The 12942-nt window shown below is 67.6% G+C and carries 12 protein-coding genes; 8 read left to right on the forward strand and 4 right to left on the reverse strand.

Translation table 11 applies throughout. The features are described 5' to 3' along the window. On the forward strand, window positions 1–287 hold a 287-nt coding region (locus G7B71_RS06410), incomplete at its 5' end, for an adenylate/guanylate cyclase domain-containing protein (protein ID WP_166039073.1). 13 nt (window positions 288–300) lie between these two features. Here the strand turns inward: G7B71_RS06410 and G7B71_RS06415 are convergent. The 4 genes from G7B71_RS06415 to G7B71_RS06430 form a co-directional block, all read right to left on the reverse strand. Beyond that, window positions 301–2385 carry a TonB-dependent receptor plug domain-containing protein gene (locus tag G7B71_RS06415; RefSeq protein ID WP_166039075.1) on the reverse strand — a complete coding sequence of 695 codons (2085 nt, stop codon included), beginning with the start codon at window positions 2383–2385 and terminating at the stop codon, window positions 301–303. Window positions 2386–2550: 165 nt separating this feature from the next. Next, on the reverse strand, window positions 2551–4269 hold the full coding sequence (locus tag G7B71_RS06420; protein ID WP_166039077.1) for a diguanylate cyclase: 1719 nt from the start codon (window positions 4267–4269) through the stop codon (window positions 2551–2553). 58 nt (window positions 4270–4327) lie between these two features. Further along, complete coding sequence (clpA, locus tag G7B71_RS06425; protein ID WP_166039079.1) at window positions 4328–6670, reverse strand: ATP-dependent Clp protease ATP-binding subunit ClpA; 2343 nt, start codon at window positions 6668–6670, stop codon at window positions 4328–4330. Between the two features lie 131 nt (window positions 6671–6801). After that, on the reverse strand, window positions 6802–6999 hold the full coding sequence (locus tag G7B71_RS06430) for a DUF1192 domain-containing protein (RefSeq protein ID WP_166039081.1): 198 nt from the start codon (window positions 6997–6999) through the stop codon (window positions 6802–6804). 69 nt (window positions 7000–7068) lie between these two features. Here G7B71_RS06430 and G7B71_RS06435 point away from each other — a divergent pair, with 69 nt between their 5' ends. The 7 genes from G7B71_RS06435 to G7B71_RS06465 all read left to right on the forward strand — a co-directional run bounded on the left by G7B71_RS06435 (window position 7069) and on the right by G7B71_RS06465 (window position 12900). Further along, on the forward strand, window positions 7069–8067 hold the full coding sequence (locus G7B71_RS06435) for an NAD(P)H-quinone oxidoreductase (protein WP_207774728.1): 999 nt from the start codon (window positions 7069–7071) through the stop codon (window positions 8065–8067). 59 nt (window positions 8068–8126) lie between these two features. Continuing rightward, window positions 8127–8657 carry a hypothetical protein gene (locus tag G7B71_RS06440; protein ID WP_166039084.1) on the forward strand — a complete coding sequence of 177 codons (531 nt, stop codon included), beginning with the start codon at window positions 8127–8129 and terminating at the stop codon, window positions 8655–8657. 99 nt (window positions 8658–8756) lie between these two features. Continuing rightward, on the forward strand, window positions 8757–9377 hold the full coding sequence (locus G7B71_RS06445; RefSeq protein ID WP_166039085.1) for a glutathione S-transferase family protein: 621 nt from the start codon (window positions 8757–8759) through the stop codon (window positions 9375–9377). A gap of 258 nt (window positions 9378–9635) precedes the next feature. Continuing rightward, window positions 9636–10001: a BlaI/MecI/CopY family transcriptional regulator gene (locus tag G7B71_RS06450; protein WP_279338394.1), complete on the forward strand. Its 366-nt coding sequence runs from the start codon at window positions 9636–9638 to the stop codon at window positions 9999–10001. Further along, on the forward strand, window positions 9998–11266 hold the full coding sequence (locus G7B71_RS06455; RefSeq protein WP_166039087.1) for a M56 family metallopeptidase: 1269 nt from the start codon (window positions 9998–10000) through the stop codon (window positions 11264–11266). The genes G7B71_RS06450 and G7B71_RS06455 overlap by 4 nt, the downstream gene beginning before the upstream one ends. Before the next feature lie 78 nt (window positions 11267–11344). Continuing rightward, entirely contained in the window at window positions 11345–12190 is an 846-nt protein-coding gene (locus G7B71_RS06460) for an MBL fold metallo-hydrolase (RefSeq protein WP_243406133.1), read from the forward strand. Beyond that, window positions 12187–12900, forward strand: a complete 714-nt coding sequence (locus G7B71_RS06465) for a DUF4230 domain-containing protein (RefSeq protein ID WP_243406134.1) — start codon at window positions 12187–12189, stop codon at window positions 12898–12900. Before G7B71_RS06460 ends, G7B71_RS06465 begins: the two co-directional genes overlap by 4 nt. Window positions 12901–12942 lie beyond the last annotated feature (42 nt).

Consider the following 12942-nt stretch of genomic DNA (forward strand, 5'->3'; position numbering starts at 1 on the left):
GGGTTGGAATCCATAGCGGCTCGGTGGTCGGCGGAGTCATCGGCGCGACGCGCATGACCTACGATTATTGGGGCGAGACAATGAACGTCGCCAGCCGCCTCGAAGGGCAGGCGGCGGCCAATTCGATCGTGGCCTCCGAAAGCACCTATCTGCGCAGCCGCCACAAGGCGCTGTTCGACGCGCCCGAGCAGGTCACCCTCAAGGGCATCGGCGAGATCCCGATCTTCCGCCTGAAGCGGGCGGAGCCGACGCCGGTGGCGCAGGCCGGAAGGATGCCGTCTCCCTGAGCTGAGTCCGCGGTCAGCCGAACGAGTGGCGGACCCGAAGCGCGACCGAGCGGTGGGGATTGCGTTCGCGGAACTCGAACAGATTCGGATTGGGGTTGGAGCGGTCGGGAGTGAAGAAGGTGCGGCCGCGTGTGCCGCCGACCTCGAAGAGATTCTCGAGCGTCAGGGTGAAGGTCGTCTGGGGGTTCATGCGATACTCGCCGAAGATGTTGACGAACGGCTCCATGCCGTTGGGAACGTCGATCTCGTTGCGCCGATAGAAGGGGATTGCGGGGCTGCCGAAATAGTTGATGCCCCAGGCAAAGCGCTCGAGATCCTGGCGGAAGGTCGCCTGCAGCTGCCATTCCTGGAAGTTCGAGAAGGCGCGCTGGCGGTGGGTATAGGAGTCCTCGACCGACGTGTCACGGATCGTTCCGTTGACGGTGAGCCGGCCGCCGCGAATGCCGAACCGGCCAAGCGGTGCGTCGAGGGTGCCGCGGACGAAGGCGTGGCGGCCGCTGCCGAGGTTGCCCGGCGCATCGAACCCTTCCCGCGTTGGGACCCGGTCCTGGACGAGCTGGATCGCCTGGTAGCCGAACTCGAGCCGGACCTGGCCGTCGCCGAGGATCGGGCGCTCGACGGTCGCGAGCAGCTCCCAGGCGCGTTGCGGCAGAAGGTCGGGATTGCCGCCGGTGACGCGGTCGTTGCTGAGCTCGGCGGCGCTGATGAAGTCCACGAAATCGAGCTGGGCGACGGTGCGCTGGATCGACAGCTGGGTGCGCCAGCCGTCCCCCGGCCGCCAGTCGACCACCAGCCGCGGCTTGAGGAAGCGCAGCACCCGCTCCGCCTCGGTGTCGCCGCTCACGGTCAGGCGCGACGCTTCGAAGGTGAGGCCGCCGTCGACGCGCAGGTTCGGGGCGAGGCTTCGGCCGGCGTTGAAGAAGCCCTCCATGCGATATTCCTCGACCACCGCCTGGTCGATCGGCAGGTCGATTCGGGTGCGGCCGCCGCCCGGCTGGATCGCGAACAGGCGCACGTCGCTGTCAAGCCGGTTGAACGCGCCCTCGAGGCCGGTCTCGACGGTCCAGCCGTTCGGCACGCTGCGCGACCAGACCAGGCGCAGCACCCGCTCGTCGCGGACGTCGTCGACGGTTTGCTCGAAGCCGCCGATGACATCGCCCTCGATTCGGTTGATCGAGTTTTCGAGATTGTCGCGGGTGCGGCGGGTGGCGAGCCCGACCAAGCGCAGGCCGCCGCCCAGGAACGGGCGCGTGATGTCGCCGCCGATCTCGAACTCATGGCGGCTGAAGTCCTGGGTGAGCAGGTCGTTGCGGACCGTGCCCCCGACCGGGAACACGTCGTTGGTCTGGGCCAGCAGGAAGTCGCCGACCGCGAAGCGCCCGTTGAGGTGGGCGGAGCGGTTCTCGCCTTCGTCGAGTGCCCAGGAGCCGGAGACGAAGGCGAGCCGGTCGGTGATGTCGTTATATTTCTCGCGGAACTCGACCAGGGCGCCGCTCGGCAGCGCGGTGACCGTGTCCGTCCCTTCCTCCGGAAAGTGGCGGTTGTTGTAGCCGACCGACAGATTGAACGTGCTCGGTCCCCGGCGAAGCAGTGCCGAAGCGCTTCCCTGGGGCGTGATCTGCCCGGAGAAATCGCGGCGAATCTCGGCGTCGATATTCCCGGCGAGGCCGCCCGCCGAATTGAGCACGAGGTTGAGAACCTGGGCGCGGCCGGCGAACTCGGCGCCGAACTGCTCGCCGCGGCCGACCTCGACCCGAAGCACGCGCTGCGCCGGAATTCGGGCGAGGATGGTCTCGAGCGTGTCGTTCTTGGAGGTCGGCCGCGCGCCGTTGATGACGACGTTGCCGGCCGCGCCGCCGAAGCCCCGCACGTCCTGGGAACCGGCATCGAGCGTGAAGCCGGGCGTGCGTCGCACGATGTCGAGGGCGTTGGCCGGCGAGTAGGTGCGGAAGAAGTCGGCGGGATAGACGGTTCGGTCGGTCGTCTCCGACGTGGTGGCCGGCGCCGGCGGGTCCGCGGGCGGCGCGTCCTGGGCGTGGATGGCCGGTGCCAGGGCGAGGAATGACGCGGCCGCGCCGCCGGAGATCAGGATACGCAAAGTGGGGGGACCTCATGCCACAGGGTCGCCGGCCCCCTCCGCGACGCCAGGTGGGCGAGGTGGTCGTTGTCGGAAGGGACCGGCGAGGAAAGCCAAGCTGTATTGCCCGGCTGCTACAGCAGCTTTTCGACGAACCCCCAACAGGCTTCGGCGGACGGCGAGGCCTCAGGCGGCGCAGGGATGGGAGGTCAGCGCGGCGCCAAGACCGAGCTCGTCGATATGACAGGCGCGGTCGCGGCCCTCGGACTTGGCGCGGTAGAGCGCGACGTCGGCGCTGCGATAGAGAGCGATCCATGCCTCCTGGCTGGTGAGCGCGCCCTCGGCTTCGCCGATACTCGCGGTGACGAGCAGCTCGTGCGGCATGGCTTGGCTTCGGATCCGGGCCAGCAACAAGGCGGCGCTGGACCCGTCCTTGCCTTCGGGCAGGAGCAGCCCGAATTCCTCGCCGCCGAGACGCACGACGAGGCAGCCGTCAGGCGCCCATTTGCGCAGCGCCAGCGCGAAGGCCTTCAGCACCTCGTCGCCGCCGGCATGGCCGACCGTGTCGTTGATCCGCTTGAAATGATCGATGTCGACGAGCAGCAGCCGTCGCTTTCCCGGCTTGCCGATCGCCTGCGCGAGGAAGGCGCGGCGGTTGAGCAGGCCGGTCAGCGGATCGACGCTGGCGAGGCGCTGGGCGACCGTCTTTTCGGCCCGCTCCAGGTCGCGCTCGTCCGACAGCAGCTTGATCCGGTAGGCGATGACCAGCGAGCTCAGCAGGGATTCGAGGCCCATCGCCAGCATGGTGCCGTTGTCGAGCCAGAAATTGTAGGGGACCAGATTGAACCCGTGCAGCGCGCGCAGGAAAGTGACGATGACCGGCGCCGACCAGGCCAGCAGGAACAGGCTGAGAAACTGGCTCTGGTTGCGCCGAGCGCTCGCGAGCAGGGGGCCGCACAAGCCGAGCGTCAGGAGGAACGAGACGAAATAGGCGCGGTCGAGCAGTTTGATCTGCCACGGCGCGAGCAAGGCGAAGGCGAGCGACGAGGCGACGGTGAACACGCACGACCAGAAGATCGCCCGCCTGAGCCACGGGGTCATCACGCGCGGCTCGAAAAAGTGGCGGATGAAGAGAAGGGCGCTGACGGCGATGGTGCCGAGCAGCAGATGGTTGAGCCGCAAGCGGTCGTTGTTGTCGATTCCTTCGAACAGGAAGGCGAGACCTCCCGACGAGGTGAAGGCATAGCCCATCGTCGCCAGGATCATAGCGCAGTAGTAGAGCTGGAAGCGGTGGCGCAGCGTCAGCCACAGAACGAAATTGTAGACGAGCAGGGCGAGGCACAAGCCGAGGAAGAAGGCATAGAGCGCGGTCGCGCCGATCGCATCGCTGGAGCTCTGGTCGCGCGTGAACAGGACCGGGGCGAGGACGAGGCCGCGCAGGTTCGCGGCGCCCTCCATGCGCACCAGGATCGATGTCACCGGCACGTCGCGTGCGGCGATCGGCACCTCGATGATCGCGCCGACCCGGATCAGGCGGCTCGCGTCTCGCGAGGTGTAGGAGCGCGCCGTGCTCCGGCCGTCGGCGTAGAGGACATGGACGGTCATCCCGTCCATCCACACGCTGCCGAAGCGCAATGCGACCGACTCACCCGCGGGCGGCGCATGGGGAACGTCCATCCGGATCCAGAAATTGCCCGTGCCGAAGCTCGTTTGATCGCTCGTGCAGTCGAAGTCGCGCGCCGCGAACCGGCTCGCCGCATCGTCGCCGGCAGAGACCGGGGCGACGCAGGGCCGCAGCCGGTTGTCCGCTTCGTGATTTGCGAGGGCGGGGGAGGCGCCCAGCAGCAAGGCGATGGCCGCAATCAGCCACGCCGCCGCCAGCCGAAAGCAAAACCCCCTCCGCATGGGAGGGGGCTAGACCGGCAATTGACTAAAATAGGTTAAGGGGCGCCGAGGCGCAGGGTCACGCTTGCGCCTCGGGGGCCTCGGGAGCCTTGTCGAGCTTGGGCCCACCGGCCTTCTTTTTGCCCTTGGCCGCCTTGGGTGCGGCCGAGATGATTTCGAAGTGAGGCGCATTGTCCTTGATTCGGACCTTGACCTCGCCGCCATGGACGAGCTTGCCAAACAGCAGCTCCTCGGCGAGCGGCTGCTTGATCTTCTCCTGGACCAGCCGGCCCATCGGACGCGCGCCGTAGAGCTTGTCGTAGCCGCGGGCGGTGAGCCACTCGCGTGCCTCGTCGTCGAGCTCGATATGGACGTTGCGGTCCGCGAGCTGAAGCTCGAGCTGGAGGACGAACTTGTCCACGACGCGTGCGACGACTTCCGGCGGCAGGTAGCCGAACGGAACGATTGCATCGAGGCGGTTGCGGAATTCCGGAGTGAACATCCGCTTGATCGCCTCCTCGTCCTCGCCCTCGCGGGTCATGGCGCCGAAACCGACCGCCTCGCGCGCCATGTCGCTGGCGCCGGCATTGGTGGTCATGATCAGGATGACGTTGCGGAAGTCGACCGTCTTGCCGTGATGGTCGGTGAGGCGCCCGTTATCCATGATCTGCAGGAGGATGTTGAACAGGTCCGGATGCGCCTTCTCGATCTCGTCGAGGAGGAGCACGCTGTGCGGGTTCTGGTCGACCGCGTCGGTCAGGAGGCCGCCCTGATCGAAGCCGACATAGCCCGGAGGCGCGCCGATCAAACGCGAGACGCTGTGGCGCTCCATATATTCCGACATGTCGAAGCGCTGCAGCGGGATGCCCATGATCGTCGCCAGCTGGCGCGCAACCTCGGTCTTGCCGACGCCGGTCGGGCCGGAGAAGAGATAGTTGCCGATCGGCTTGTCGGGATCGCGAAGGCCGGCGCGGCTGAGCTTGATCGCCGAGGCGAGCACCTCGATCGCCTTGTCCTGACCGAACACGACCCGCTTGAGGTCGCGGTCGAGGTCCTGGAGCACGGCCTTGTCGTCGGCGCTGACCGACTTCGGCGGGATCCGGGCGATGGTCGCGATGACCGCCTCGATCTCCTTGGTGGTGATCGTCTTCTTGCGCTTGGACGGCGGCACCAGCATCTGCATCGCGCCGACCTCGTCGATCACGTCGATCGCCTTGTCCGGCAGCTTGCGGTCGTTGATGTAGCGCGCCGACAGCTCGACCGCCGACTTGATCGCGTCGGGGGTGTACTTGACGCTGTGGTGCTCCTCGAACGCCGAGCGGAGCCCCGCCAGGATCTTGATCGTGTCCTCGATGGTCGGCTCGTTGACGTCGATCTTCTGGAAGCGCCGGAGCAGCGCCCGGTCCTTCTCGAAGTGGTTGCGGAACTCCTTGTAGGTGGTCGATCCGATGCAGCGGATCGTGCCGCCCGACAGCGCCGGCTTCAGAAGGTTCGACGCGTCCATCGCGCCGCCGGAGGTCGCGCCGGCGCCGATCACGGTGTGAATCTCGTCGATGAACAGGATGGCGTGGGGGAGCTTCTCGAGTTCGTTGACCACCGCCTTGAGACGCTCCTCGAAGTCGCCGCGATAGCGGGTGCCGGCGAGCAGAGCGCCCATGTCGAGCGAGTAGATCACCGCGGGCTTGAGCACGTCGGGGACGTCGCCCTCGATGATCTTGCGCGCGAGGCCTTCTGCGATGGCGGTCTTGCCGACGCCGGGATCGCCGACATAGAGCGGGTTGTTCTTCGAGCGGCGGCACAGGATCTGGACGGTGCGGTCGACCTCGGGCCCGCGGCCGATCAGCGGGTCGACTCGGCCGGACTGGGCCTTCTCGTTGAGGTTGACCGTGAACTGCTTGAGCGCGGACTCGCTCTTCTTGGATTTCTCTTCCTGCTTGGGCTCGTCGGCGCCCTTCACCTCGGCCGGCTGCGAGGCGATCGCCTCGCCCTTGCCGACTCCGTGCGAGATGTAGGTCACCGCGTCGAGGCGGCTCATGTCCTGCTGCTGCAGGAAATAGACGGCATAGCTCTCGCGCTCGGAGAACAAAGCGACCAGCACGTTGGCCCCGGTCACCTCGTCGCGCCCCGAGGACTGGACGTGGAGGATGGCGCGCTGGACGACACGCTGGAAGCCGCTGGTCGGAGTCGGATCGGTCTCGCCCTCGACCTTCAGAGCCTCAAGCTCGTTGTCGAGATAGTGGCGGACCGCGTCTCTCAGCTCGTCATTGTTGACTCCGCAGGCCTGCATGACCCGGCTGGCATGGGCGTCGTCGATCAGCGCGAGGAGAAGATGCTCGAGCGTCGCATATTCGTGGCGCCGGCTGCTGGCCGCAGCGAGCGCGTTGTGCAGCGTCTGCTCGAGTTCGCGGGCGAAAGAAGGCATTCAAATCACTCCTACCGGCCCGGGAGGAGGATCTCTCACGGGCCTCTTGGCCTCAATGTCTGCCTTCCAACGCCCCGCATCAAGGCCGGGGCCCAAGAAAGCTGGGGAAGAGCCTTCGGAGCGACTCCGCCTTATTTCTTGAATAGGCTCTCGGCGGTTGCGCGGAAGTTAACCGCGTTCTGGAGCTTTGCCTTAACCCGCTCGATCTCGGCCTGGAGCACCGTGATGCGGCCTTCGAGCTCCTCGACCGACAATGGGTCGAGGTCCTGCTTGGTGAGCTGGGTCAGCGGATCGTCCGGCTTGTTCGGAAAAAGCTCGTCGAGGTCCATGCCCCAGCGTTGACCGGTCCGCCCGCCAAGTCAATAAGCTGACAAGCTGTTCGGCAAGGGGGGCGGGACATGCCGGAAATTCCGGACGAGATGAATGCGATCGACCCTGCCGGACCGGGCGGTCCGGAGGTGCTTCAGCTCGTCAGGCGGCCGGTGCCAGAGCCGGGACCGGACGAGGTGCTCGTCCGCATCGCGGCGGCCGGCGTCAACCGGCCGGACGTGCTGCAGCGGCGCGGGCTCTATCCGCCGCCGCCGGGCGCGCCGTCGATCCCCGGGCTCGAGATTGCCGGCGCGATCGTCGACATGGGCGACGGCGTCGCGAAGGAGATTCACGGCTTGCCCGTCTGCGCGCTCGTCGCGGGCGGCGGCTATGCCGAATATGCCGTGGTGCGCGCCGACATGTGCCTGCCGGTGCCAAGGGGACTGTCGATGGTCGAGGCGGCGGCCATGCCCGAGACGCTGTTCACCGTCTGGACCAACCTGTTCGAGCGCGGCTATGCGCGGGACGGCGAGATGGTGCTGGTCCATGGCGGCACCAGCGGCATCGGCACCATGGCGATCGCGCTCGCCAAATTGTTCGGCCTCAAGATCCTCGTCACCTGCGGCAGCGACGACAAATGCGCCCGCGCCGAGGCGCTGGGAGCGGACGGCGCGATCAACTATCGCGAGCAGGATTTCGCCGAGGCAGTGAAGGACTTCACCGGAGGCCGCGGCGTCGACATCGTCCTCGACATGGTCGGCGGCGACTATTTCCCGCGCAACCTCGCCTGCCTCGCCGACGACGGCCGCCATGTGTCGATCGCCGTTCAGCACGGCGCCGAGGCCGACCTCAACCTGTTCGACGTCATGCGCCGGCGCCTCACCATCACCGGCTCGACGCTCCGCCCGCGTTCCCGCGAGTTCAAGGAGCTGGTCGCGCAGGAATTGCTGGGCGCCGTGTGGCCGCATGTCGAGGCTGGCGCGCTGAGGCCGGTGATCGACTCGACCTTCCCGCTCGCGCAGGCCGCCGCCGCGCACGAGCGGATGGAATCGGGACAGCATGTCGGAAAGATCGTCCTGACGGTCTGAGCCTTATTTTCTGGGGGGAAGCAGGGATGCCGTTTCTTAAGGGAGTTCCGATCTCGTGGGTGCTGGCCGCGCTGCTGGCTGTGGCGGTGCTCGCCAACGCCCTGCTGACGAACCGTCCGCTGCAGGGTTATTCCATGTACCAGATCGAGGAAATCGCGACTCTGCCGGAGACGCCGGAACTGGCCGACGTCCGGCGCTACACGGAAATCGGCGCAGGCGAGATCCCGCACCTCCGCGGCGCCAGGGACGACCTCGATGCGAGCGCGCAGCCGCTGAAGCTGGGCTGGTTGTATCGGGAAAGCGGCATCCTGGGCCTGCCCTACTGGGCCGAGAACGTATCGACTCTGCCCGCCCTCTACATCGATTATGGCGACGCCTATCGCTATGCCGGCGTCGGGCCGCGTCAGGTCTCGCTGCTCGAGGAAAAGGCCGGCCGCCCGGTCCTGCGCGATTACGAATTCCGCTGGTATCGCCACGTCTGGGGCTGGCTGTTCCCGCTGGCAATCGGCTTGCTGATCCTGCTCTGGCGCAAGGAAGCTCGGGCGCGCGAGGAGGCGATGTGGGCGCTGGACAGCGCCGAGGCCGCCTGAACCACCGATCAGCCGCCCTTATGAGCTTGTCCGCAAATTCGGCTTGTCCGCGGACGCGGTAGCCCGAGACTGGCGGCATGCCGAAGGGGAGCCGCGCCGATGCCTGAACCACTGGTCCTGCACGAATACGCCCAGTCGGGGAATTGCTACAAAATCCGCCTGACCGCGGCACTGCTCGGCCTTCCGCTCGAGCGGCGCGAATATGACATCCTGAAGGGCGAGACGCGGACTCCGGCATTCCTCTCTGCGGTGAATGCCAACGGGCGCATCCCGGTGCTCCAGGTTGGCGACCGCTTCCTGCCGGAGAGCAACGCCGCGAGCTTTTACCTTGCCGACGGGACGCGGCTGATTCCTGCCGACCCGTTCGACCGCGCCGACATGCTGCGCTGGATGTTCTGGGAGCAATATAATCACGAACCCAATGTCGCGACCCTGCGCTTCTGGCTGGCCTTCGTCGGCGAGGATAAGCTCACGCAGCAGCAGCGCGAGCAGCTGCCGGCCAAGCGTTCGGCGGGAGAGGCGGCGCTGCGGTTGATGGACGAGCATCTGGAGCGGCGCGACTGGTTCGTCGGCGACACGATCAGCCTCGCCGACATCGCGCTCTATGCCTACACCCACGTCGCGGAGGACGGCGGCTTGCGTCTCGCCGCCTATCCGGCCGTGCAGGCCTGGCTGGCGCGGGTGGTGGCTCAGCCCGGTTATGTGCCCATCGACGGCTGACAAAAAGAAGGGGTGGAGAGGCGGGCCGGGTGGCACTGCCGTCTCCACCCCGATGAGTGGACCAAGTAGGATGCCACTCTACTCGCATGGCGCGTGCCAAGTCGCGGCAACCGCGGAATCGCGTCGTCCCGATGGTGAAGCCGGCTTAACCAACATGGGTTGGTGTAAGGCGGGCCGACACTTCCAGCGCCTTGCGCCGGCCATTCATCTGGCGTTCAGTGCAGGTTCGACTACATCTGTAGTCCAAGGGAGCGATCGGTGGAACGGATCAGCGAAGCCGAGCATGCGGTGATGGAAGTGCTGTGGGCGGAGAACCCGCTCACCGCCGCCGAGGTCGCCGCGCGCGTGCCCGCTGAGCGCAAGTGGAGCGACCGCACCGTGAAGACCCTGCTCGGGCGGCTGCTCGCCAAGGGCGCGCTCGCGCACGAGGAGGACGGCCGGCGCTATCTCTACCGCCCGGCGGTGAGGAAGGACGATTATGTCGCCCAGGAATCGTCGCGGCTGATCGACCGGCTGTTCGGCGGCCGGGTAACGCCGCTGGTCGCGCATCTCGCGCAGCGGGACAAGCTGAGCGACAGGGACATTTCCGAGATCGAGGCGCTGTTGAAGGCGCTCAAGCCATGATCGCCTGGCTCGCCGGCAACATGATCTGGGCGAGCGCGGCGATGCTGGTCGTGCTGGTGATCCGCCGGCCGGTAGCAGCCATGCTCGGTGCCGGCACCGCCTATGCGCTGTGGCTGGTGCCGGCGGTGCGTCTGGTCGGGCCGCCCGCGGACTGGTTCGCCGGCTCGCTGGCCACGCTGCCGCCGATCATCCTGTCGGTCGACATGGCCGAAGGTGGCACGGCAGGCCCGGCGGCGGGCGTCGCCTGGCTGGACGTGCTGAGCGCGCTGTGGCTCGCCGGCGCCCTGCTGTTCCTCGCCTACCATGCCGTCTGCTACCGCCGCTTCCTCCGCCGCCTCAGCCTGTCGCTTCAGAGCGCCGGCCGCCATGGCGGCCTGCCTCTGCTTGCCAGCGGCGCGGTGGAGGGTCCGCTCGCGCTCGGGCTCGTCGACCGCCGCATCGTCGTTCCCGCCGACTTCGAAAGCCGCTACGCGCCCGCCGAGCGCCGCCTCGCCCTCGACCATGAGCGCTACCATCATCGCCGCGGCGACATCCTCGCCAACCATGTCGCGCTGCTCGTGCTGGCGCTCAACTGGTTCAACCCGGTCGCCTGGCTCGCCTTCCGCGCCTTCCGCGCCGACCAGGAACTGTCCTGTGACGCCGCGGTCGCCGCGTCGGCGCCTGCCGAAGCGCGCGCCGATTATGCCCGCGCCCTGGTCAAGTCGGCGAGCAAGCCTGGGCTGATCGCCGCCTGTCCGCTCAATCATGCCGATCAACTGAAACGGAGACTGAAGATGCTGAAGCACCATCGCAAGGACCGCGGCCGCGCCTTGGCCGGCGCCGCTGTCAGTGCCGCCCTCGTCGCCGCAAGCATGGCGTTCGGCGCGCCCGGTCTCGCCCAGGATAAGGCCGAGGAAAAGCAGGAGCGCCGGATCATCATCATGGAGCATCGCGACGGCGCGGGCGGTCACGGCGCCGAGCATCGCGAGCATCGCCGCGACGGGGAGGGCCATGCGATCCGCCGCCATCTCGACCCCGAGGTCGCGGCGCGGATCGAACGCTGCCGGGAAGGCAACAACCTGCTCAACGTCGACGAAGGCGAAGGCAATCAGCGCACCCGGATCGTCCTGTGCAACCAGGGCGAGGGCAGCGCGGAGAGCCGCGTCGAGGCGCTCGAGCGGGCGCGCGAGCGGCTGGCGTCCGAAGGCCATCTCAGCGCCGAGACCAGGCAGCGCGTGCTCGCCCAGATCGACCAGGCCATCGCCCGCGCGCGGGCGGGGAACTGACCCGTTCCTCCCTGTCGCCGAAGACGATGGGGAGGAACAAAGCTTCCCTTTCGCGGCCCGAACCGCCACATCGCCGGGGTGAGCGCAGCATTCGAACAGATCGCGCCGGGCGTCCGCCGACTGCTCGCGCCCAATCCGTCCGCCTTCACCTTCACCGGCACCCAGACCTATGTCGTAGGCGACGGGGAGGTGGCGGTGATCGACCCGGGACCTGACGACAGCCTGCACATCGAAGCGCTGATGAGCGCCTTGCACGGCGAGCAAGTGACGGCGATTCTCGTCACTCACACGCATCGCGACCACAGCCCCGCAAGCCGCCCGCTCGCGGCGGCCACCGGCGCTCCGATCGTCGGCTGCGCGCCGCTCGCCATCGACGACGACGGCCCGCGCGCCGACGCCAGCTTCGACTTCGACTATGCGCCCGACCGGGTGCTCGCGGACGGCGAGAGCGTCGCCGGAAAGGGCTGGACCCTGGAGGCGGTGGCGACGCCCGGACATACGTCCAACCATCTCTGCTTCGCGCTGCGCGAGCACAAAGCGCTGTTCACTGGCGACCATGTCATGGGCTGGTCGACCACCGTGGTGTCGCCGCCCGAGGGCGACATGGCCGCCTATATGGCGAGCCTCGACAAGCTGCTCGCGCGCGACGACGCGGTCTACTACCCGACCCACGGCCCCGCCGTGACCGAGCCGCACGACCATGTCCGGGCGCTCGTCGCCCACCGCCGCGGCCGCGAGGCGCAGATTCTGGCGCAGGTCGAGGCGGGACAGGGCGACATCGCCGCGATGGTGCCGGCCCTCTATACCGACACCGACCCGCGACTTTTTCCCGCTGCCGGGCGTTCGGTTCTCGCCCATCTGATCGACCTCGAAAGCCGTGGACGCGTGCGCCGCGACGGCGACAATTGGAGACTTGCCGCGTGAGACGCAGCCGCCTTGCCGTCATCATCCCGCTCAGCGTCGTCGCGTTGCTGGTCGGCCTGTGGCTGATTCTCAGGAGCGTCGGCGGCATGTTCGGCGCGCCGGAGCCGGAGACCATTGCCCAGGCCAGCGTCCAGTCGATGCGCGAGCAGGCGCGGCTCAGCGTCTTCGCCGCCCGCTATGTCGCCGTCGTCACCTCGACCCAGGAGCGGCTGGGCGGGATCGTCAGCGCTCAGAAGACGATGATCATGCCCGGCGACGTCCGCTACGAATTGAACCTCGCCAACCTCACCGACGAGAATATCCGCTGGGACGAGGGCACGCGCACGCTCAACGTCACTCTGCCGCCGATCGAGATCTCGCAGCCGCAGATCGATCTGAACGCGATCCAGGAATATTCGGGCGGCGGCCTGCTCATGCGCCTGACCGATGCCGAGCGGGCGCTCGACGAGGCCAACCGCCGCCAGGGCCTCGCCTCGCTGGTCGAGCAGGCGCGCCAGCCGATGCCGATGCGGCTCGCCCGGGAATCCGCCAAGCGCGCCGTCGCGCGAAGCTTCGCTCTGCCGCTGCGCGCCGCGGGGATCGAGGCCAATGTCGCGGTCCGCTTCGCCGACGAGCCGGCCGGCGGCGAGCGCGAATATATGGACTATTCGCGCCGCATCGAGGATGTCCTCGCCGACCCGAAGGATGCCCAGCGCCAGAAGCAGCGCTGACCCTACAAAGTTCGCGGCATTCGCCTATATTCGCGTGCAGAA

The sequence above is a fragment of the Sphingosinicella sp. YJ22 genome, assembly GCF_011320075.1.
Classification (GTDB): Bacteria; Pseudomonadota; Alphaproteobacteria; order Sphingomonadales; family Sphingomonadaceae; genus Allosphingosinicella.

Bases quoted from the DNA above. Each gene is read 5' to 3' on its own strand.
- G7B71_RS06420 (WP_166039077.1), bottom strand. From the start codon at position 4,269: ATGCGGAGGGGGTTTTGCTTTCGGCTGGCGGCGGCGTGGCTGATTGCG.
- clpA (WP_166039079.1), bottom strand. From the start codon at position 6,670: ATGCCTTCTTTCGCCCGCGAACTCGAGCAGACGCTGCACAACGCGCTC.
- G7B71_RS06430 (WP_166039081.1), bottom strand. From the start codon at position 6,999: ATGGACCTCGACGAGCTTTTTCCGAACAAGCCGGACGATCCGCTGACC.
- G7B71_RS06435 (WP_207774728.1), top strand. From the start codon at position 7,069: ATGCCGGAAATTCCGGACGAGATGAATGCGATCGACCCTGCCGGACCG.
- G7B71_RS06445 (WP_166039085.1), top strand. From the start codon at position 8,757: ATGCCTGAACCACTGGTCCTGCACGAATACGCCCAGTCGGGGAATTGC.
- G7B71_RS06455 (WP_166039087.1), top strand. From the start codon at position 9,998: ATGATCGCCTGGCTCGCCGGCAACATGATCTGGGCGAGCGCGGCGATG.